The sequence below is a fragment of the Streptomyces hamibioticus genome (assembly GCF_047946815.1).
Taxonomy (GTDB): Bacteria; Actinomycetota; Actinomycetes; order Streptomycetales; family Streptomycetaceae; genus Streptomyces.
Map to the genome: position 1 here is coordinate 5,684,757 of NZ_JBKKQY010000001.1, position 21,524 is coordinate 5,706,280.

General features: G+C 71.8%; 13 protein-coding genes and 1 pseudogene. 10 read left to right on the forward strand and 4 right to left on the reverse strand.

Going from position 1 to position 21,524, the window contains the following annotated elements:
• Positions 1-208: 208 nt before the first annotated feature.
• Together gltB and ACLGIH_RS25795 are read left to right on the forward strand one after the other, a co-directional pair.
• Entirely contained in the window at positions 209-4,813 is a 4,605-nt protein-coding gene (gene gltB / locus ACLGIH_RS25790) for a glutamate synthase large subunit (protein WP_416527668.1), read from the forward strand.
• Positions 4,806-6,269, forward strand: a complete 1,464-nt coding sequence (locus tag ACLGIH_RS25795) for a glutamate synthase subunit beta (RefSeq protein ID WP_416527669.1) — start codon at positions 4,806-4,808, stop codon at positions 6,267-6,269. The genes gltB and ACLGIH_RS25795 overlap by 8 nt, the downstream gene beginning before the upstream one ends.
• A gap of 131 nt (positions 6,270-6,400) precedes the next feature.
• Here ACLGIH_RS25795 and ACLGIH_RS25800 read toward each other — a convergent pair whose 3' ends face one another.
• Together ACLGIH_RS25800 and ACLGIH_RS25805 are read right to left on the reverse strand one after the other, a co-directional pair.
• Positions 6,401-7,306, reverse strand: coding sequence for a chitosanase (locus ACLGIH_RS25800; RefSeq protein WP_416527670.1), 906 nt, complete (start codon positions 7,304-7,306; stop codon positions 6,401-6,403).
• Complete coding sequence (locus tag ACLGIH_RS25805; protein ID WP_416527671.1) at positions 7,303-8,232, reverse strand: rhomboid family intramembrane serine protease; 930 nt, start codon at positions 8,230-8,232, stop codon at positions 7,303-7,305. The genes ACLGIH_RS25800 and ACLGIH_RS25805 overlap by 4 nt, the downstream gene beginning before the upstream one ends.
• 167 nt (positions 8,233-8,399) lie before the next feature.
• On the opposite strand from ACLGIH_RS25805, the gene ACLGIH_RS25810 reads away from it, so the two are divergent.
• On the forward strand, positions 8,400-9,119 hold the full coding sequence (locus tag ACLGIH_RS25810; protein WP_416527672.1) for a vWA domain-containing protein: 720 nt from the start codon (positions 8,400-8,402) through the stop codon (positions 9,117-9,119).
• Between the two features lie 48 nt (positions 9,120-9,167).
• Here the strand turns inward: ACLGIH_RS25810 and ACLGIH_RS25815 are convergent, their stop codons facing one another.
• On the reverse strand, positions 9,168-10,064 hold the full coding sequence (locus ACLGIH_RS25815; protein WP_416527673.1) for a hypothetical protein: 897 nt from the start codon (positions 10,062-10,064) through the stop codon (positions 9,168-9,170).
• 111 nt (positions 10,065-10,175) lie between these two features.
• On the opposite strand from ACLGIH_RS25815, the gene ACLGIH_RS25820 reads away from it, so the two are divergent.
• The 5 genes from ACLGIH_RS25820 (at position 10,176) to ACLGIH_RS25840 (ending at position 17,115) form a co-directional block, all read left to right on the forward strand.
• The gene (locus ACLGIH_RS25820; RefSeq protein WP_416527674.1) at positions 10,176-10,634 is read left to right on the forward strand and encodes a GNAT family N-acetyltransferase; all 459 of its coding nucleotides are present in this window, start codon (positions 10,176-10,178) and stop codon (positions 10,632-10,634) included.
• Positions 10,635-10,979: 345 nt separating this feature from the next.
• Positions 10,980-11,336, forward strand: a complete 357-nt coding sequence (locus ACLGIH_RS25825; protein ID WP_416527675.1) for a chorismate mutase — start codon at positions 10,980-10,982, stop codon at positions 11,334-11,336.
• 164 nt (positions 11,337-11,500) lie between these two features.
• Positions 11,501-14,011: an aminopeptidase N gene (pepN, locus tag ACLGIH_RS25830; protein ID WP_416527676.1), complete on the forward strand. Its 2,511-nt coding sequence runs from the start codon at positions 11,501-11,503 to the stop codon at positions 14,009-14,011.
• Between the two features lie 180 nt (positions 14,012-14,191).
• Entirely contained in the window at positions 14,192-15,703 is a 1,512-nt protein-coding gene (locus tag ACLGIH_RS25835; RefSeq protein WP_416527677.1) for a pyridoxal phosphate-dependent decarboxylase family protein, read from the forward strand.
• Positions 15,700-17,115 (forward strand): lysine N(6)-hydroxylase/L-ornithine N(5)-oxygenase family protein, encoded by a 1,416-nt coding sequence (locus tag ACLGIH_RS25840; protein WP_416527678.1) that lies wholly within the window; start codon positions 15,700-15,702, stop codon positions 17,113-17,115. Before ACLGIH_RS25835 ends, ACLGIH_RS25840 begins: the two co-directional genes overlap by 4 nt.
• Positions 17,116-17,189: 74 nt before the next feature.
• Here ACLGIH_RS25840 and ACLGIH_RS25845 read toward each other — a convergent pair.
• Positions 17,190-19,000, reverse strand: a pseudogene (locus ACLGIH_RS25845) (bifunctional metallophosphatase/5'-nucleotidase).
• Positions 19,001-19,151: 151 nt separating this feature from the next.
• Here ACLGIH_RS25845 and ACLGIH_RS25850 point away from each other — a divergent pair.
• Both ACLGIH_RS25850 and pyk read left to right on the forward strand, forming a co-directional pair.
• Positions 19,152-19,865: an SIMPL domain-containing protein gene (locus ACLGIH_RS25850; RefSeq protein ID WP_416527679.1), complete on the forward strand. Its 714-nt coding sequence runs from the start codon at positions 19,152-19,154 to the stop codon at positions 19,863-19,865.
• A 233-nt stretch (positions 19,866-20,098) separates the two neighbouring features.
• Positions 20,099-21,523 (forward strand): pyruvate kinase, encoded by a 1,425-nt coding sequence (gene pyk, locus ACLGIH_RS25855; protein ID WP_416527680.1) that lies wholly within the window; start codon positions 20,099-20,101, stop codon positions 21,521-21,523.
• The last annotated feature ends 1 nt before the right edge of the window (position 21,524 follow it).

Below are 21,524 nucleotides of genomic sequence, written 5' to 3' on the forward strand. Positions count from 1 at the left end.
CGACCTGTCCGTCCCGGCCCTCACAGCTTCCGCCGCCGGGCGCGGCACCCCGCCCGATCCCCGTGCGGTGTCCGCATGTTGGAACGGAGTATCCGGTTCCCGAGAACCGCTCCATCATGTAGCCTGCACGAAATTTTGCTGAAACGCAGAGGGCCAACGTCGTCCCTCGGCACCTTGCACATGCCACCTGACGACGACGGGAGAGCCGATGCGTACGCCGCGCCAGCCGTCCCAGCATTCCGCGAACGGCCGGGCCGCCAACTGGCTGCCGTTCATGGATGCTCGCCCTGCTGCGCAGGGTATGTACGACCCCCGCAACGAGCACGACGCCTGCGGCGTCGGCTTCGTCGCCACTCTCACCGGCGAGGCGTCCCACACCCTGGTGGACCAGGCCCTGACCGTCCTGCGCAACCTGGAGCACCGCGGCGCCACCGGCTCCGAGCCCGACTCGGGCGACGGCGCCGGCATCCTCTCCCAGGTTCCCGACGCGTTCTTCCGCGAGGTGGCCGGATTCGAGCTGCCCGAGGCGGGCGCGTACGCCGTCGGCATCGCCTTCCTGCCGGAGGACGGCGCCGCGGAAGCCGTCGCCGCCATCGACGCCATCGCCGCCGAGGAGGGGCTGACCGTCCTCGGCTGGCGCGAGGTGCCCGTCGCCCCCGAGCTGCTCGGCGCCACCGCCCGCTCGACCATGCCGGTCTTCCGCCAGATCTTCGTCACCGACGGGGCCTCCGAGGGCATCGCCCTGGACCGCAAGGCGTTCGCGCTGCGCAAGCGCGCCGAGCGCGAGGCGGGCGTCTACTTCCCGTCGCTGTCCGCGCGGACCATCGTCTACAAGGGCATGCTCACCACCGGCCAGCTGGAGCCGTTCTTCCCGGACCTGTCCGACCGCCGCTTCGCCTCCGCGATCGCGCTCGTGCACTCCCGGTTCTCCACCAACACCTTCCCGAGCTGGCCGCTGGCCCACCCGTACCGCTTCGTCGCGCACAACGGCGAGATCAACACGGTCAAGGGCAACCGCAACTGGATGGTCGCCCGCGAGTCCCAGCTCGTCTCCGACGTCTTCGGCTCGTCCTCGGACCTGGAGCGGCTCTTCCCGATCTGCACGCCCGACGCCTCGGACTCCGCCTCGTTCGACGAGGTCCTGGAACTGCTCCACCTGGGCGGGCGTTCGCTGCCGCACTCCGTGCTGATGATGATCCCCGAGGCGTGGGAGAACCACGACTCCATGGACCCGGCCCGGCGTGCCTTCTACCAGTACCACTCCACGATGATGGAGCCCTGGGACGGCCCGGCCTGCGTCACCTTCACCGACGGCACCCAGGTCGGCGCGGTCCTCGACCGCAACGGCCTGCGCCCCGGCCGCTACTGGGTCACCGACGACGGCCTCGTCGTCCTCGGCTCCGAGGTCGGCGTCCTGGACATCGACCCGGCCAAGGTCGTCCGCAAGGGCCGCCTCCAGCCCGGCCGCATGTTCCTCGTGGACACCGCCGAGCACCGCATCATCGAGGACGACGAGATCAAGGCGCAGCTCGCCGCCGAGCACCCCTACGCCGAGTGGGTCGAGGCCGGCGAGATCGAGCTGTCCGACCTGCCCGAGCGCGAGCACATCGTGCACACCCACGCCTCGGTCACCCGCCGCCAGCAGACCTTCGGCTACACCGAGGAGGAGCTGCGCGTCATCCTCGCGCCGATGGCCAAGTCCGGCGCCGAGCCGATCGGCTCCATGGGCACCGACTCGCCCATCGCCGCGCTCTCCGACCGCCCGCGGCTGCTCTTCGACTACTTCACCCAGCTGTTCGCGCAGGTCACCAACCCGCCGCTGGACGCCATCCGCGAGGAGCTCGTCACCTCCCTGCGCTCCTCGCTCGGCCCGCAGGGCAACCTGCTGGAGCCGTCGGCCGCGTCCTGCCGCAGCGTCCTGCTGCCCTTCCCGGTCATCGACAACGACGAGCTGGCCAAGCTCATCCACATCAACGCCGACGGCGACATGCCCGGCTTCAAGGCCGCGACCCTGTCCGGCCTGTACCGGGTGCACGGCGGCGGCGACGCGCTGGCCGCCCGGATCGAGGAGATCTGCGCCGAGGCCGACGCCGCCATCGAGAACGGCGCCCGCCTCATCGTCCTGTCGGACCGCCACTCCGACGCCGAGCACGCGCCGATCCCGTCGCTGCTGCTCACCGCGGCCGTCCACCACCACCTCATCCGCACCAAGCAGCGCACCCAGGTGGGCCTGCTGGTCGAGGCCGGCGACGTCCGCGAGGTCCACCACGTCGCCCTGCTCATCGGCTACGGCGCCGCCGCCGTCAACCCGTACCTGGCCATGGAGACCGTCGAGGACCTGGTCCGCGCCGGCACCTTCCTGCCCGGCATCGAACCCGAGCAGGCCATCCGCAACCTGATCTACGCCCTCGGCAAGGGCGTGCTGAAGGTCATGTCCAAGATGGGCATCTCCACCGTCGCCTCCTACCGCGGCGCCCAGGTCTTCGAGGCCGTCGGCCTGGACGAGGGCTTCGTCGAGAAGTACTTCAACGGCACCACCACCAAGATCGGCGGCGTCGGCATCGACGTCGTCGCCAAGGAGGTCGCCGCCCGGCACGCCAAGGCCTACCCGGCCTCCGGCATCGCCCCGGCGCACCGCGCCCTGGACATCGGCGGCGAGTACCAGTGGCGCCGCGAGGGCGAGCCGCACCTGTTCGACCCGGAGACGGTCTTCCGCCTCCAGCACTCCACCCGCGCCGGCAAGTACGACATCTTCAAGCAGTACACCGAGCGCGTGAACGAGCAGTCCGAGCGGCTGATGACGCTGCGCGGCCTGTTCGGCTTCAAGTCCGGCCGGGGCCCGATCCCGATCGACGACGTCGAGCCGGTCAGCGAGATCGTCAAGCGGTTCTCCACCGGCGCCATGTCGTACGGCTCCATCTCCCAGGAGGCGCACGAGACCCTCGCCATCGCCATGAACCAGCTGGGCGGCAAGTCCAACACCGGCGAGGGCGGCGAGGACCCGGAGCGCCTGTACGACCCGGCCCGCCGGTCGTCGATCAAGCAGGTCGCCTCCGGCCGCTTCGGCGTGACCAGCGAGTACCTGGTCAACTCCGACGACATCCAGATCAAGATGGCCCAGGGCGCCAAGCCCGGCGAGGGCGGCCAGCTGCCCGGCCACAAGGTGTACCCGTGGGTGGCCAAGACCCGGCACTCCACCCCGGGCGTCGGCCTGATCTCCCCGCCGCCGCACCACGACATCTACTCCATCGAGGACCTCGCCCAGCTGATCCACGACCTGAAGAACGCGAACCCGCAGGCGCGGATCCACGTCAAGCTGGTCTCCGAGGTCGGCGTCGGCACGGTCGCGGCGGGTGTGTCCAAGGCGCACGCGGACGTGGTGCTGATCTCCGGCCACGACGGCGGCACCGGCGCCTCCCCGCTGACGTCGCTCAAGCACGCCGGCGGCCCCTGGGAGCTGGGCCTGGCCGAGACCCAGCAGACGCTGCTGCTCAACGGCCTGCGCGACCGGATCGTCGTGCAGACCGACGGCCAGCTCAAGACCGGCCGCGACGTCGTCATCGCCGCGCTGCTCGGCGCCGAGGAGTTCGGTTTCGCGACCGCGCCGCTCGTCGTGTCCGGCTGCGTCATGATGCGCGTCTGCCACCTGGACACCTGCCCGGTCGGCATCGCCACCCAGAACCCGACCCTCCGGGACCGGTACTCCGGCAAGGCCGAGTACGTCGTGAACTTCTTCCGGTTCATCGCCCAGGAAGTCCGCGAACTCCTCGCCGAGCTGGGCTTCCGCTCCATCGACGAGGCCGTCGGCCACGCCGAGGTCCTCGACGTCACCCGCGCCGTCGACCACTGGAAGGCACAGGGCCTGGACCTGGAGCCGCTCCTGCACGTGCCCGAGCTGCCCGAGGGCGCGGTCCGCCACCGGCTGATCGAGCAGGACCACGGCCTGGAGAAGGCACTCGACAACGAGCTGATCAAGCTCGCCGCCGACGCGCTCTCCGCCTCCAGCGCCACCGACGCGGCGCCGGTGCGCGCCCAGGTCGCCATCCGCAACATCAACCGCACGGTCGGCACCATGCTCGGCCACGAGGTGACCAAGAAGTTCGGCGGCGCGGGCCTGCCCGACGACACCATCGACATCACCTTCACCGGCTCCGCCGGCCAGTCCTTCGGCGCCTTCGTCCCGCGCGGCATCACGCTGCGCCTGGAGGGCGACGCCAACGACTACGTCGGCAAGGGCCTGTCCGGCGGCCGGATCGTCGTCCGGCCCGACCGGGGCGCCGACCACCTCGCCGAGTACAGCGTCATCGCGGGCAACACCCTCGCCTACGGCGCCACCGGCGGCGAGATGTTCCTGCGCGGCAAGGTCGGCGAGCGGTTCTGCGTCCGCAACTCCGGCGCGCTGGTCGTCTCCGAGGGCGTGGGCGACCACGGCTGCGAGTACATGACCGGTGGTCACGCCGTCGTCCTCGGCGAGACCGGGCGCAACTTCGCGGCCGGCATGTCCGGCGGCGTCGCCTACGTCATCGACCTCGACCGGGACAACGTCAACGTCGGAAACCTGGACGCCGTCGAGGCCCTGGACGACACCGACCGGCAGTGGCTGCAGGACGTCGTGCGCCGGCACCACGAGGAGACGGGCTCCACCGTCGCCGAGAAGCTGCTCGCCGAGTGGGACACGGCCGTACAGCGCTTCAGCAAGATCATCCCCAGCACGTACAAGGCAGTGCTCGCCGCCAAGGACGCCGCCGAGCGAGCCGGTCTCTCCGAGTCCGAGACCCACGAGAAGATGATGGAGGCGGCGATCAATGGCTGACCCGAAGGGCTTTCTGAACCACGGCCGCGAGGTCGCCAAGTCCCGTCCGGTCGAGGAGCGCCTCAAGGACTGGAACGAGGTCTACGTCCCCGGCTCCCTGCTGCCGATCATCAGCAAGCAGGCCAGCCGGTGCATGGACTGCGGCATCCCGTTCTGCCACAACGGCTGCCCGCTCGGGAACCTGATCCCCGAGTGGAACGACTACGCCTACCGCGAGGACTGGGGCGCCGCCTCCGAGCGCCTGCACGCCACCAACAACTTCCCGGAGTTCACCGGCCGCCTGTGCCCGGCTCCGTGCGAGTCGGCGTGCGTGCTCGGCATCAACCAGCCGCCGGTCACCATCAAGAACGTCGAGGTCTCCATCATCGACAAGGCGTGGGAGACCGGGGACGTCGCCCCGCAGATCCCCGAGCGCCTGTCCGGCAAGACCGTCGCCGTCATCGGCTCCGGCCCGGCCGGCCTGGCCGCCGCCCAGCAGCTCACCCGGGCCGGCCACACGGTCGCCGTCTACGAGCGCGCGGACCGCGTCGGAGGCCTCCTCCGCTACGGCATCCCCGAGTTCAAGATGGAGAAGCGGCACATCAACCGCCGTATCGAGCAGATGCGCGCGGAGGGCACCCGCTTCCGCACCGGCATCGAGATCGGCCGCGACCTGAAGGCGACGGACCTGAAGAAGCGGTACGACGCCGTGGTCCTGGCCGTCGGCGCCACCACCGCCCGCGACCTGCCGGTCCCCGGCCGCGAGTTGAACGGCATCCACCAGGCGATGGAGTACCTGCCGCTGGCCAACAAGGTCCAGGAGGGCGACTACGTCGCCCCGCCCATCACGGCCGAGGGCAAGCACGTCGTCGTCATCGGCGGCGGCGACACCGGCGCCGACTGCGTGGGCACCGCCCACCGCCAGGGCGCGGCCTCCGTCACCCAGCTGGAGATCATGCCGCGGCCGGGCGACGAGCGGGACCCGCTGCGCCAGCCGTGGCCCACCTTCCCGATGCTCTACAAGGTCACCTCCGCGCACGAGGAGGGCGGCGAGCGGGTCTACTCCGTCTCGACCACCCACTTCGAGGGCGACGAGGACGGCAACGTGCAGTGGCTGCACCTGACCGAGGTCGAGTTCATCGACGGCAGGCTCACCCCGAAGCCGGGCACCGAGCGGAAGATCCCGGCCCAGCTGGTCACCCTCGCCATGGGCTTCACCGGCACCGACCGGGACAACGGCCTGGTGGACCAGTTCGGCCTGGAGCTGGACGAGCGCGGTAACATCGCCCGCGACGCCGACTTCCAGACCAACGTCCCGGGTGTCTTCGTCGCCGGTGACGCCGGCCGCGGCCAGTCGCTCATCGTGTGGGCGATCGCGGAGGGCCGCTCGGCCGCCCGCGGCGTCGACCGGTTCCTCACCGGCGCCAGCGACCTGCCGGCCCCGATCCGCCCGACCGACCGGGCACTGGCGGTCTGACCGCCGCGAGAGACGTCCCGTACAACGGCGTACGGAACACAGACGGCGCCTGCCCCGTCCCCGACCGGACACAGGGCAGGCGCCGTCGCTTTGCGCGGAAAGCCGCGAACGGCCGCCGTAGGCTGCGGCGCCTACGGCACCCGGAACGTCTCCCCGTACATCTGCCACACCAGCGGCGTGCTGAGCTTCAGGTTCCCCTCCCGCAGGAACCGCCGCTGCGCGGTGTCGACGCGGGAGGTGTCGGCACCCGGCCTGCGCTCCAGCATCGCCTCGCGGCGCACGTCCAGGAAGGCGTCCAGGTACGCCCGCTCGGAGCCGCCCGCGGCCGGGGTCTTGGCCTTCCTCATCGCCCGCTCGCGCAGCCCGTAGAAGCCGTCCGCGTCCGTGTCCGGCCCGTGGAAGACCATCGCGTCGTAGTACACGAACTGGCCCAGCGTGTTCAGGCCGTCGAGCTTGGCCAGCCGCACGGACGGCTCGAAGTAGACACGGTCACGCTCCCGCTCCTGCGCCCTGCGGAACTCCGGCAGCTTCGCCTCGGCCTGCCAGGCCGCCGTGAAGCCGGGGTCCAGCCCCTCGTGCGAGTCCGTGCCGTCCACCTTGCGCAAGGCGGGCAGATAGCGCTCCAGGCCGTTGCCGGGGTGCGCCTCGCTGTAGCGCTCCACCAGCATGAGGAGATCGTGGGTGCCGGTGCAGAAGCCGATGATGCCGGCGGTGTAGCCGTCGCCGTGCCCGAGATCCTCGATACTGCCGTAGAGGCTGCGCCAGTCCAGGGTGGAGTTCTCGGCGCTCGCCACCAGCCGCTGCGCCAGCTCCTTCTGCTCCGGCGCGGCCAGCCCCGGCGGCAGAGCGGCGATCAACGCGTCGTCCTCCGCCCGCTCCTGCTCGGCCCGGCTCTTCGCCTCCTCGCGGGAGCCGTCGGCCGAGGCGATGGGCGGCGCCGCCGGCGGGTCGTCGGAGCCCAGCGGCGCCACGAAGTACACCGCCGCCGTCGCGACCACCGGTACGGCGGCGAAGAACAGCACACCTTTGCGTTTCACAGGGCGACCCCTCCACCCGACAGCTCCGACACCTTGACCACCGCGGCGACCGCCAGCAGCACCAGCAGCGCACCGCAGGCCCCCGCCTGCACCCGCACCCGCCGCCGGTCCCGGGGAGCGTACGCGAACGCCAGCGCCACCGCGCCGCCCGCCAGCAGTCCGCCGACGTGGGCCTGCCAGGAGGTCAGCCCCGCGGAGAGCACCAGCCACACCAGGAGCAGCGCCATGAAACGGTTGACGGGACCCATGCGGGCGCCCACGCGGCGGGCCAGCACGTAGTACGCGGCACCCAGCCCGAAGATCCCGCCCGAGGCGCCGACCGTGGCGTCCCCCGGGCCGGCCAGCAGCAGCACCAGCACCGAGCCGCCGAGCACGGCCAGCAGGTACAGGGCGAGATACCGGACGCGGCCGAGCATCGGCTCCACCGTCCGGCCCAGCTGCCACAGCGCCACCATGTTCATCACCAGATGCGGCAGCCCGAACGTGCCCACGGCCGGCGGCATGTGCAGGAACGCGCCGGTCAGCAGCCGCTCCCACTCCCCGGCGACCAGGCCCTCGGCGTGGAATCCCGCCGGGACGTCGGCCTCGTGGACGTAGCGCAGGCCCTCGGGGCCCACCATCGCCGCGGCGAGCATCGCGAACCGGTCCACGATCTGCGGACGCGCCACCTCGGCCACGTAGACGAGGACGTTCAGCGCGATCAGCGCGTACGTCACCACCGGCGTCGCCGAGACCCGGCCGCCGACGATCGTCCGGGCCCGCCGGACGGACCTCGCCCCCTCCCTCGCACACTCCGGGCACTGGTGGCCCACGGCCGCCTCACACATGCAGTCGGGGCAGATGTACCGCTCGCAGCGGGTGCAGCGGACGCAGCACTCGACCTCGGGATGGCGACAGCAGGTCGTGAGAGTGGATTCGGAATCCACGGCCGGCTCCTCGGGTGACGGGACGGACGGTGAGCGAGCCGGTGGGGGGCGGCGACGAACAAAAATAGCGAACAGCTGTGCACAGGCGGCAAGGCGGGGTCCCGCCGTGCCGTACGCTCGGCACCGGCTCAGCCGTACGACGGGGGAAGCGACGGGGGGAAGTCCGCATGGCCGCGATCAGTCTCGAGAAGGTGCGGGAGACCGCGCCCGCGCTGGTCGACCTCTACAAGACCGCCGGGGTGTCGCTCACGAAGCACGGGCTGGACGGGCTGCGGGCCGCCGTCTACCTGGTGATCGACTACTCCGGTTCCATGCGGCCGTACTACAAGGACGGCAGCGTGCAGGCGCTCGCCGACCGCGTGCTGGGGCTGTCCGCCCACCTCGACGACGACGGGAGCGTGCCGGTCGTCTTCTTCTCCACCGAGGTCGACGCCGTCACCGACATCGCGCTCAGCGGCTACCAGGGCCGGATCGAACGGATCGTGGCCGGCCTCGGCCACATGGGCAGGACCGGCTACCACCTGGCCATGGACGCCGTCATCGACCACCACCTCGACAGCGGCTCCACCGACCCCGCGCTGGTCGTCTTCCAGACCGACGGCGGCCCGAGCGACAGGGGCGCCGCCGAGAAGTACCTGTGCAAGGCCGCCCGGCTCCCGCTGTTCTGGCAGTTCGTCGGCTTCGGCGACCCGCACAGCAAGCAGTTCGACTTCCTGCGCAGGCTGGACGAGCTGCCGGTGCCGGCGAAGCGGGTGGTCGACAACGCCGGGTTCTTCCACGCGGGGAAGGACCCGCGGAGGGTTTCCGACGCGGACCTGTACGACCGGTTGGTGGGCGAGTTCCCGAAGTGGCTGACCGAGGCACGGGCACAAGGAATCGTGGGGTAGGCGACCAGCCGCGACGAACCCGCGCCCGCCGCACCGCCGGAGAACCCCCTACGTGTCGCACTCCAGCACCGTCCGGCACAGCCCGCACCGCGCCCGCACCCGCCCCCGCACCGGCACCCGGATCCGCTGGTGACAGGTCGGGCAGGGAAACGCCACCCGCAGCGGCCCGTGCCCGTCCGGCGTGAAGGAGTACGGCACCCCCTCCCCGGCACCACCGGCGTGCCGGTCCTGCGCGTGACGCCGGTCCCGGGCGTACCGGCGTCGCCCCGCCCAGCCGGCCGCGGTGAGCGGCGGCTGCTGCCCGTCCCGGCGGGCCCGGGCCATGCCCTTGGTGTACGCCGTGTACGCCTGCGCGCTGGTGAACCACACCGACGGATCCTCGCCGAACACCAGCGCCCGCTTGGCCAGGACGTACCCGAACTCCTCCGGCGTCAGATACCCCAGCTTCTGCGACGACGCCGCGTCCTCCCGGTAGGCGTCCAGCAGCAGCCACCCCGCGCCCAGATACGTCGCCGCCGTGTCCGTGAGGATCTCGTTGTCGCGGGTGCCCGGGAACGACAGCCCCAGGCGGTGCAGGTACACGTGCATCACCTCGTGCGCGAGGGCCGCCCCGATGTCCCGGCGATGCCCGCGGAAGCGGTCGTTCAACTCGACGAAGTACTCCGGACCGGCGGCCAGTTCGACGTTCGCCGCGTGCGTCATCTCCCGGAAGGAGACGATCAGCCGGGCGTCGGGCAGCCGGTAGTGCCGCACCAGCTCGCGCGCCACCCGCTGCGCCCCCAGATACAGGTCGTCGGTGTCGCAGAACGCCACGTCGGCCGGGGCCACGCTGGCCGAGAACGTCTGGATGGTGTCGCAGGACAACCGTCTGTACAGCGCGGTGATGGCCTCCCGCACCGTCTCCAGGTGTGGATAGCCGTGCTCGACCGGCCCGCCGTTCGCCACGCCCGAACCCCCAAGACGCCCTGAACCCGACTCCCACTGTACGGCGAGCGCCGCGCCCCGGCCGGAAAAATCACGGGGCGCCCTGCCCCGCCCCCTGGCAGAATCCGGGCCGTGACCAGCGAACAGCACTCCGTCGCCACCGCCGCGCTGCGTGTGGGCGGCCAGGACGACGACCTGGAACAGCGCCTCGACGACGCACTCACCGCCTTCAACACCGCCGCCGCCGACGGCGCCCGCACCGAGGCCCTCACCGTCCGTGTCACCGACGAGGACGGCGACCTGGTCGGCGGGCTCACCGCCTGGACCTGGGGCACCCTGGCCTCCGTGGACATGCTGTGGGTCCGCGAGGACCAGCGGCACGCCGGCTGGGGGAGCCGGCTGATGCGGGCCGCGGAGGAGGAGGCCGCCCGGCGCGGCTGCACCGACATGATCGTCTCCACGTACAGCTTCCAGGCACCCGGCTTCTACCCGCGGCTCGGCTTCCGGGAGCGCGGCCGCATCGAGGGCGTGCCCGGGGGCCACGAGGACGTGTACTTCCACAAGCGCATCGGAGCCGCCGCCGAGGGGTGAGCCGTCACCCGTCGCCCGAGCCGTCGCCTGTCGCCGCAGCCGTCGCCGGAGCCGTCGCCTGTCGCCGCAGCCGTCGCCGGAGCCGTCGCCTGTCGCCGGAGCCGTCGCCTGTCGCCGCAGCCGTCGCCGGAGCCGTCGCCTGTCGCCGGAGCCGTCGCCTGTCGCCGGAGCCGTCGCCTGTCGCCGGAGCCGTCGCCTGTCGCCGGAGCCGTCGCCCGAGCCGTCGCCTGTCGCCCGAGCGTCGCCCGTCGGCCGAGCCCCGGGCGGCCGCTGGGCCGGGAGGCGTCCGACGCGTAGTGAGACGGCGTGCGGTCACCGGCCGCCCTGCCCATAGGGTGAGCCCCCATGACCACCAGCAACACCGGCACCGGAGCCGATGCCGTCGAGCCCGCCGTCCGCGAGGAGCTCGCCCGGCTGCGCGAGAGCATCGACAACATCGACGCGGCCGTCGTCCACATGCTCGCCGAGCGCTTCAAATGCACCCAGCAGGTCGGCCACCTCAAGGCCCGGCACCAGCTGCCCCCCGCCGACCCGGCCCGCGAGGCGTGCCAGATCGCCCGGCTCCGCGCGCTCGCCGAGAGCGCCAAGCTGGACCCGGCGTTCGCCGAGAAGTTCCTCACCTTCATCATCGGCGAGGTGATCCGCCACCATGAGCGGATCGCCGACGACAGCGGGAACGGCGCCCCGCCCGTCCCCGACTGACTTCACCACCGGGACGAGCCCCTCCCGCCACGGGCGTGCACGGCGCACGGCGCGCCGCGCACGCCCGCGCCGGGGCGCGCGAGCCCCTCCCGGCCGGGCCGGACATCGAGCGCGTACCGGACCGCCTCTGTGCCGTACCCACACCATCAGGCAGCATGGCGTTCATGTCCGTACTGACGCGCGACGAAGCGCAGACCCGTGCCCAGCTCCTCGACGTCCACCACTACACGATCGCCCTGGACCTGACCGGTGGGGACGAGACCTTCGACTCCCGGACCACCGTCCGGTTCACCGTCCGCGGCGACCAGAACGCCACGGACACCTTCGTCGAGGTCAAGCCCGCCGAGCTGCGCGCCGTCACCCTCGACGGACACCCCCTCGACCCGGTGACCCTGGACGGCAACCGGCTGCCGCTGAAGAACCTCACCCCCGGCGAGCACGAACTCCACGTCCACGCCGCCATGCGCTACTCCCGCACCGGCGAGGGCATGCACCGCTTCACCGACCCCAGCGACGGCGAGACCTACGTCTACACCCAGCTGTTCCTCGACGACGTCCAGCGCGTCTTCGCCGCCTTCGACCAGCCCGACCTCAAGGCCGTCTTCGACCTCACCGTCCGCGCCCCCGAGGGCTGGACCGTCCTCGCCAACGGCGTCACCGAGCACACCGGCGACGGCCTCTGGACGGCCGCCACCACCCCGCTGATCTCCACCTACCTCGTCGCCGTCGCCGCCGGCCCCTGGCACTCGGTGCGCACCGAGCACCGCGGCCTGCCCTTCGGCATCCACTGCCGCCGCTCCCTGGCCCCACACCTGGACGCCGACGCCGACGAGATCCTCGACGTCACCCGGTCCCTCTTCGACCGCTACCACGAGAAGTTCGCCGAGCCCTACCCCTTCGACTCCTACGACCAGGCCTTCGTGCCCGAGTTCAACGCCGGCGCCATGGAGAACCCGGGCCTGGTCACCTTCCGCGACGAGTTCGTCTTCCGCTCCGCGGTCACCGACACCGAGCGGCAGACGCGGGCCATGGTCATCGCCCACGAGATGGCCCACATGTGGTTCGGCGACCTCGTCACCCTCAAGTGGTGGGACGACATCTGGCTGAACGAGTCCTTCGCCGAGTACATGGGCTACCAGACCTGCGCCGAGGCCACCCGCTTCACCGACACCTGGACCGACTTCGGCGTCGCCCGCAAGGCCTGGGGCTACGACGCCGACCAGCGGCCCTCCACCCACCCCGTCGCCCCCGAGAACGTCCAGGACACCGCCTCCGCGCTGCTCAACTTCGACGGCATCTCCTACGCCAAGGGCGCCTCCGCGCTGCGGCAACTGGTCACCTGGCTCGGCGAGAAGGACTTCCTGGCCGGTATCAACACCCACTTCCAACGGCACAAGTTCGCCAACGCCGGCCTCGCCGACTTCATCGACTCCCTCGCCGCCGCCACCGACCGCGACGTCCACGCCTGGGCCGACGCATGGCTGCGCACGACGGGAGTCGACACCCTCACCCCCCGCGTCACCCCGGGGGAGAACGGCACCCGCGCCCTCACCGTCGAGCACACCGGCAGCCGGCCGCACCGCATCGCCGTCGGCCTCTACGACCACGACCTCACCGACGAGGGCCGCCTCACCCTGCGCGACCGCATCGACCTCGACGTCCCGCAGACCGAACCCCGGGCCATCGGCAAGCCCCCCGCCCTGCTCATCCCCAACGACGCCGACCTGACCTACGCCAAGGTCCGCTTCGACCCCGAGTCGTTCCAGGCCGTGCTCGCCCACCTCTCCGGGCTGCCCGACCCCCTGACCCGCGCCGTCGTCTGGAACGCCCTGCGCGACGCCGTCCGCGACGGCGAACTCGCCCCCACCGTCTACCTGGAGGCCGCCCGCACCCACCTCCCGCGCGAGACCGACCTCGCCGTCGTCCAGGGCGTCCTCGCCTTCGCCCACTCCCAGATCGCCGACCGCCACCTCACCCCCGAGCAGCGGCCAGCCGCCCTCGCCACCCTCACCGCCGTGTGCCGCGACCTCATCCGCCGCACCGAGGACGGCGACCACCCCGGGCTGCGCCTGATCGCGGTACGGCACCGCATCGACACCGCCGCCCAGCCCGACACCATCGCCGCCTGGCTCGCCGACGGCATCGTGCCCGGCGGCCCCGAACTCGACCCCGAGCTGCGCTGGCGCGTCCTCACCCGGCTCGCCGTCCTCGGCGCCACCGACGAGACCGCCATCGCCGCAGAACTCGACCGCGACCCCAGCGCCGCCGGCCAGGAGGGCGCCGCCCGCTGCCGCGCCGCACTGCCCGACCCCGCGGCCAAGGCCCGCGCCTGGGACGCCATGTTCGCCGCCGACGACCGTGCCGACCTGTCCAACTACCTGTTCACCGCCACCGCACAGGGCTTCTGGCAGCCCGAACAGGCCGACCTCGTACGGGACTACGTGCCCCGCTACTTCGCCGACGCGGTCGCCGTCGCCGCCCGCCGCGGCCCCGCCATCGCCGACGCCGCCGGGCGCTGGGCCTTCCCCGCCCACGCCGTCGACGCCGAGACCCTGCGCCTCGGCGAGGAGTGCCTCGCCGACGCCGACCCGATCCCCGCCCTGCGCCGCAAACTCGCCGACCAGCTCGACGACCTGGCCCGCGCGCTGCGGGTCCGCGAGGCCGGCGGCAACTGACGCGGACGCGCGGCCGGCCCCCGGCCCGCCCGAGCACCGGCCGCGCGCACCCGCTCCAACCTGCCGTCCCCGTACGGCAGTACACCCTTTCGGGTTCCGATCGACGGGCTTTCCGGCGCGAGCGGCCAACCGCGTGGAAGCTGGAGCGGCGACCACCTCCCCGCGCCCCGGAGCACGCCCATGAGCACGCCGCCGCCCCTCGCCTCGGGCCCCCCAGGCCCTGAAGGCCCTGGCTGCAAAGACTGTGAAGGCCTCGCAGGCCTCGCAGGCCTCGCAGGCCTCGCAGGCCTCGCAGGCCTCTCAGGCCTCGCAGGCCTCGCGGGCCCCGCAGGTCCGGAACGCCCCGACGGCCCCGAAGCCCCCGACGGCCCCGAAGCCCTCCGGCCGCTGCTCGACACCGTCCTCGACGCCCTGCGCACCGGAACACGAGCCCGCCGAGGCCCCTTCCCCACGGGCGGCCCCGACGCCGTCGCCACCCGGCTGCGCACCGCCGTCGGCGACGTCCTGCCCGACCACGGCGACCCCGACGCCCTGCGCACCCTCGTCACCGCCCTCGCCGCGGGCGCCGCCGACCCCGCCCACCCCCTGTGCGCCGCCCACCTGCACGGACCACCCCTCGCCGTCGCCACCGCCGCCGACCTCGCCGCCTCCGCCCTCAACCCCTCCCTCGACTCCTGGGACCAAGCCCCGGCCGCCGCCGAGCTGGAAGCCCTGGTCACCCACGCCCTCGCCCGCGCGGCCGGCGCCGCCGACGCCCTCGTCACCACCGGCGCCACCGAGTCCAACCAACTCGCCTTGCTGCTCGCCCGCGAGATCCACGGCCCCGACGTCCGCCTCGTCCACGGCACCAACGCCCACCACTCCCTGCCCCGCGCCGCCTGGCTCCTCGGCCTGCCCCGACCCGTCACCGTGCCCACCCCCACCGGCACCCTCGACCCCGCCGCCCTCGACACCGCCCTCACCGGCCTGCCCGGCCCCGTCGTCGTCGCCGCCACCGCCGGCACCACCGACGCCGGACTCATCGACCCGCTGCCCGAGATCGCCGACCGCTGCGCCGCGCACGGCGCCCGCCTCCACATCGACGCCGCCTACGGCGGCGGCCTGCTCTTCAGCGACCGGCACCGCACCAAGGTCACCGGCCTCGACCGCGCCCACACCATCGCCCTCGACCTGCACAAACTCGGCTGGCAACCGCTCCCCGCCGGCCTGTTCGCCGTCCGCGACCCGGCCGACCTCACCCCCCTGAACCAGCGCGCCGACTACCTCAACGCCGACGACGACACCGACGCCGGCCTGCCCGACCTGCTCGGCCGGTCACTGCGCACCAGCCGCCGCCCCGACGTCCTCAAGATCGCCGTCACCCTCAAGACCCTGGGCCGCCACGGGCTCGGCGCCCTCGTCGACCAGGTCTGCGCCCACGCCCGGCACCTGGCCGCCCTCGTCCAGGACCATCCGGGTCTCGAACTGCACGCCCCGCCCACCATCAGCACCGTCCTCTTCCGGCCCGCCGGCGCCACCGACGACACCGTCGCCGCCCTGCGCCGCACCCTCCTCACCGAAGGCCGGGCCGTCCTCGGCCGCGCCCGCCTCGACGGCCGCCTCTGGCTCAAGGCCACCCTCCTCAACCCGCGCACCCGCCCCGACGACCTGGCCGCCCTCCTCACCCACGTGGAAGGACACACCCACCGATGACCAGCGCACCCGAACCCGACGCCCCCCGCGACCTCGTCGGCATCGGCATCGGCCCCTTCAACCTCTCCCTCGCCGCCCTCGCCCACCCCCTCACCCACCTCGACACCGTCTTCTACGACCAGCGCCCCGACTTCCACTGGCACCCCGGCCTGCTCGTCGACGGCGCCCGCATCCAGGTCCCCTTCCTCGCCGACCTGGTCACCCTCGCCGACCCCGCCAGCCCCTGGAGCTTCCTCAACTACCTCAAGACCCGCGAACGGCTCTTCCCCTTCTACTTCGCCGAGCGCTTCCACATCCAGCGCGCCGAGTACGACGCCTACTGCCGCTGGGTCGCCGAGAGCCTCCCCGCGCTCCGCTTCGGCCACCAGGTCGACGCCGTCCGCTTCAACCCCGAACGCGACGTCTTCGAGGTCGACTACACCCAGCTCGACGCCGACGGAGAGGCCGAAGCCCTCGGCCGCACCCACACCCGCACCATCGTCCTCGGCATCGGCACCGAGCCCTACGTCCCCGAACCCCTGCGCCCCCTGACCGACACCCCCGGCGTCCCCGTCCTGCACGCCGCCGACTACCTCGACCACCGCGACGCGCTCCTCGCCGCCGAACACGTCACCGTCGTCGGCACCGGCCAGTCCGGCGCCGAGATCTTCCTCGACCTGCTGCGCAACCGGCCCACCGGACACGAACGACTCCACTGGCTCGGCCGCAGCGGGGCCTTCGCCCCCATGGAGTACTCCAAGCTCGGCCTGGAGCACTTCACCCCCGACTACACCCGTTACTTCCACGCCCTCGCCGAACCCGTCCGCGACCGCCTCGTCACCTCACAGTGGCAGCTCCACAAGGGCATCGACGCCGACACCCTCACCGCCATCCACGACGAGCTCTACCGCCGCACCCTGCACGGCGGCTGGCCCGACACCGTCCTCACCCCCGGCGTCCGCGTCCGCACCGCCGGCCGCATCGCCACCACCAAGATCGAACTCCACCTCGAACACACCGAGCAGAACACCCGCTCCCGCCTCACCACCGACGCCGTCGTCCTCGCCACCGGCTACCGCGAACGCCCCCTCGACCGCATCCTCGCCGGCCTCGACCCCTACCTCCGCCGCGACAGCCGCGAACGCCCCCGCATCGACGCCCACCACCGCCTCGTCCTCGACCCCTCCGTCACCGGCTCCGGCTGCCGCGTCTACGTCCAGAACGCCGAAACCCACACCCACGGCGTCGGCACCCCCGACCTCGGCCTCGCCGCCTGGCGCAGCGCCACCATCCTCAACGACCTGACCGGGAGCGAGCCCTACCCGCTGCCCCGGCGCACGGCGTTCACCACCTTCGGCCTGGAACAGCAGCGACCCCAGGTCCCGGCCGCACGCGAGGCGAGAGTGCTCACCCCGCTGGCGGACGGAATCTGAGGCCACACCACCACGGCACCGAACGACGGCACCGAACGACGGCACCGAACCGCAGTGCCGAACCGCGGCACCGACTAGAACACCGGCACACCGTCCCGCGTCAGCCGCCAGTCCACCGACGCGAAGTCCCTCGGGTCCAGCACGCCCTTGGCGGTCACCCACTCCGCGATCCGCGTCCGGATCTCCGTCGACTCCGACCACAGCTCCCTGGCCGACGCCACATGCGGGAACGCGCCACCGCCGTTCGCCCGATAGTTGTTCACCGCCAGCACGAACCGCTGCCCGTCGTCCAGCGGAGCACCGCCGTAGGACAGGTTCCTGATCCGCGAACCGGCCGGCCGCGCGATGTCGACGTCGTACGTCAGACCCGAGACGTAGTCGTAGTTGTAGTCGGGCCGCCCGTTCGCGTTCGTCAGCCTCGCCACATCGACCGGCGCACCGGCCGGCGTCTGCACGTAGTACTCCGCCGAGAACTCCAGGTACGCCCTCACCTGCGCACCCGTCAGCAACTTCGCCACCAGCGTGTTGTCGTACACGTACAGACTCGACAGATCCCGGATCGTCACCTCCCCGGCCGGGATCTCCGACGTCCGCGAGAACGGCGACGCCTGCGCCAGCACCGGCAGCGAAGCGAACTCCGTGCCCGCCAACGCCTCCTTGACCACGTCCTCCTGCACCTTCGTGATCAGATCGATGATCGGCGCGTCCTTGTACCGGGCCTCCACCGTCGTCAGCGTCTCGGTCGCCGTGCCCACGACCTGGTTGACGTACGCCACCACCTTCGCGTGCTCGTCCGTCAGCAGCTCACTGATCCGCAGATCGTCCGCCACGGTGTTCGCATTCCGCAGCGAGGCCCGCACCGACTCCACCTGCCACCGGCCCCGCTCGAAGACCAGCTCGAAGTCGAACAGCGTCAGCCGCTCGGCATAGCACAACGGCTCCGACAGCACGACCGTCCTGCCGGTCTCCTCGTTGACGACCTTCAGCTCGGGGATCTCCACGTGCGCATGACCGACCAGAATCGCATCGATCCCGGGCACCTGACGCGCCACGTTCGCGGCGGCGTTCTCCACATACGGCAACTGGTCACCGTACGACGACGTACCCGAGGAACCGGAATGCGCCGACACCACCACCACGTCCGCACCCATCGACCGCAGCCTCGGCACCCACTTCGCCGCCTGCTCCTCAAGACCCGGGAACGCCAGCTTCCCCTGCACATACGCCTTGTCCCAGATCGCGATCCCCGGGTTCGTCAGCCCCAGCACCGCCACCTTCACCGGCGGCGCGCCCTTCACCCGGAACGTCTTCATGAAGTACGGCGGAAAGGCCGGCTTCAGCGTCTTCGCGTCCACCGCGTTCGCACCGAGCAGCGGGAAATCACACTGCTCCTCGAACTTCCGCAGCGTCTCGATGCCGTAGTTGAACTCGTGGTTGCCGAGCGCCACCGCGTCGTACCCGATCGCGTTCATCGCCTGCGCCATCGGATGCACCGGGCCGCCCTCGGCGGTGATCGGGTCCACCTTCGCGTAGTAGTACGTCAGCGGCGTGCCCTGGATCGTGTCACCCGCGTCCAGCAGCAGCGTGTTCCCCCGGCCCTTCTCCTCCCGGACCTGGTTCACCAGCGTCGAGATCCGCGCCAGACCCTGGGCGTTGCCCTTGGCATCGCTGTACTCGGCGTCCTTGAAATAGTCCCAGTTGAAGACGTGCCCGTGCAGATCGGTCGTCCCCATCACCGTCAGCGCAAACCGCTTCCGGCCGTGCCGCCCACCGCCCGCGGGGGAGACCTCGGCCGCCGTCGCCGTCGCCGTCGCCGAGCCGGTCAGGGCCACCCCGCCCCCGTCACAGCGGACCTCTGCAGAAACTTCCGGCGGTTCAGCGGCATGGCGGCTCTCCTGACGTACGGAACGGCAACAACGCGCGTAGATAACGCGCGTAGATTCTGACCGCTCAACGGCGCCCGCAACAGACCCGAGGAGTTGCGATCTGATGACTCGCAGGTTCCGGGACCGGCCAGAAGTGACACAGTGGGGCGTATGACCACGCCGCCCCCACCAGCCGAACCGGTGCCCCACGGCACACCCGACGCCCCCCGCATCACCGTCCGCGGCGAGGCCCGCCTGGAGGTCGACCCCGAGATCGCCCGCATCGGCATCACGGTGGGCGCCCGCGGCCGCGACCGCCGCACCGCCCTGGACGACCTCACCCGCCGCAACACCACCGCCCTCGACCTGCTCAGGTCCTACGGCGACGCGGTGGAACACGTGGAGACCGGCACCTTCTCCCTCACCCCCGAACTCACCAGACACGGCCGCGGCGAACGCGTCCGCACCTACCACGGCAGCGTCCACATCACCGCCGAACTCACCGACTTCACCACCCTCGGCGAACTCACCACCCGACTCGCCGACCTCGACCTCACCCGCGTCGACGGCCCCTGGTGGAGCCTGCGCCCCGACTCGCCCGCCCACCGGCGCGCCCGGCAGCAGGCGGTCCGGGAAGCCGTGCAGCGGGCCGGGGAATACGCGGAAGCGCTGGGCACCACCCTGGCGGCCCTCGTGGAACTGGCCGACCTCGGCACGGAGAACGCCGCCGCCCACCCGCCGCCGCCCGGCCGCATGCGCCGCGTCTCCTTCGCCGGTGAGCCGGCCGAGGAGACGGCCGCCGCCCCGCTCGACCTCGAACCCCAGCGCCAGCACGTGTACGCCGCGGTCACCGCACGCTTCACGATGGCGCCGCCGGCGCTGTAGGACCGGTAGCCGGGAAAGGGTGACCGGATATCGAAAATCGAAAACACTGCCGAGAACGCCCGTGGAGCGAGTGCGGAACGGACACGGTAAGGGGTGTGGAATGGGCGGGGGGAATGCTCATCAGAGCGCCCGGCCGCACAATTCAACACTTGTCAATAACCCTTCACTCAACGGTCGTTGAGTAGTCATGCGTGGCCAATTCCTTACCGGTCGGTAACTCATAGGCTCGACTCATGCGCCGAGCAAAGATCGTCTGCACTCTTGGACCCGCCACCGATTCGTACGACCAGATCAAGGCACTGGTCGACGCCGGAATGGACGTCGCCCGCTTCAACCTCAGCCACGGCACCCACGCCGAGCACGAGGAGCGCTACCAGCGCGTCCGCAAGGCCTCCGACGAGACCGGCCGCAGCGTCGGCATCCTCGCCGACCTTCAGGGCCCGAAGATCAGGCTCGGCCGCTTCACCGAAGGCCCCGTACTCCTTGAACGCGGCGACAGCTTCACCATCACCGTGGAAGAAGGCGTCGAGGGCGACCGCGACCAGTGCGGCACCACCTACGCCGGCCTCGCCGCCGACGTCACCGCCGGCGAGCGCATCCTCGTGGACGACGGCAAGGTCTGCCTGGAGGTCACCGAGGTCGACGGCCCCCGAGTCCGCACCCGCGTCGTCGAGGGCGGCATGGTCTCCGACCACAAGGGCCTCAACCTCCCCGGCGTCGCCGTCTCCGTCCCCGCGCTCTCCAAGAAGGACCAGGACGACCTGCGCTGGGCCCTGCGCACCGGCTTTGACGTCATCGCCCTCTCCTTCGTCCGCACCGGCCGCGACATCGAGGACGTCCACCGCATCATGGACGAGGAGGGCCGCCGCCTCCCCGTCATCGCCAAGGTCGAAAAACCCCAGGCGGTACAGAACATCGACGACATCGTCGCCGCCTTCGACGGCATCATGGTCGCGCGAGGAGACCTCGGCGTCGAAATGCCCCTCGAACAGGTGCCCATCGTCCAGAAGCGGGCGATCAAGCTCGCCAAACGGAACGCCAAGCCGGTCATCGTCGCCACCCAGATGCTCGACTCCATGATCGACAACTCCCGCCCCACGCGCGCCGAGGTCTCCGACGTCGCCAACGCGGTGCTCGACGGCACCGACGCGGTGATGCTCTCCGGCGAGACGAGCGTGGGCAAACACGCCGTCGGCACCGTGCGCACGATGGCCCGCATCGTGGCCGCGGCGGAGAAGGACCTGCTCGCCGCGGGCCTGCCCCCGCTCACCGAACGCAACAAGCCCCGCACCCAGGGCGGCGCCGTCGCCCGCGCGGCGGCGGAGATCGGCGACTTCCTCGGCGCGCGGTTCCTGGTCGCCTTCACCCAGTCCGGCGACACAGCCCGCCGCCTGTCCCGCTACCGCTCACCCATCCCGCTCCTCGCCTTCACCCCGGAGCCAGCGACCCGCTCCCAGCTCAACCTGACCTGGGGCGTGGAGACCTTCCTGGGCCCGCACGTCGACTCGACCGACGCCATGGTCCGCCAGGTCGACGAACTGCTGACGCGCTACGGCCGCTGCGAGAAGGGCGACGTAGTGATCATCACGGCCGGCTCACCGCCCGGCGTGTCGGGCACGACCAACCTCGTCCACGTCCACCACATCGGCGAGGGCTGAG

Coding starts and splice junctions, on each gene's coding strand:
- ACLGIH_RS25810 (WP_416527672.1), top strand. CDS start 8,400: ATGGCCGCGATCAGTCTCGAGAAGGTGCGGGAGACCGCGCCCGCGCTG.
- pepN (WP_416527676.1), top strand. CDS start 11,501: ATGTCCGTACTGACGCGCGACGAAGCGCAGACCCGTGCCCAGCTCCTC.
- ACLGIH_RS25795 (WP_416527669.1), top strand. CDS start 4,806: ATGGCTGACCCGAAGGGCTTTCTGAACCACGGCCGCGAGGTCGCCAAG.
- ACLGIH_RS25825 (WP_416527675.1), top strand. CDS start 10,980: ATGACCACCAGCAACACCGGCACCGGAGCCGATGCCGTCGAGCCCGCC.
- ACLGIH_RS25835 (WP_416527677.1), top strand. CDS start 14,192: ATGAGCACGCCGCCGCCCCTCGCCTCGGGCCCCCCAGGCCCTGAAGGC.
- gltB (WP_416527668.1), top strand. CDS start 209: ATGCGTACGCCGCGCCAGCCGTCCCAGCATTCCGCGAACGGCCGGGCC.
- pyk (WP_416527680.1), top strand. CDS start 20,099: ATGCGCCGAGCAAAGATCGTCTGCACTCTTGGACCCGCCACCGATTCG.
- ACLGIH_RS25850 (WP_416527679.1), top strand. CDS start 19,152: ATGACCACGCCGCCCCCACCAGCCGAACCGGTGCCCCACGGCACACCC.
- ACLGIH_RS25840 (WP_416527678.1), top strand. CDS start 15,700: ATGACCAGCGCACCCGAACCCGACGCCCCCCGCGACCTCGTCGGCATC.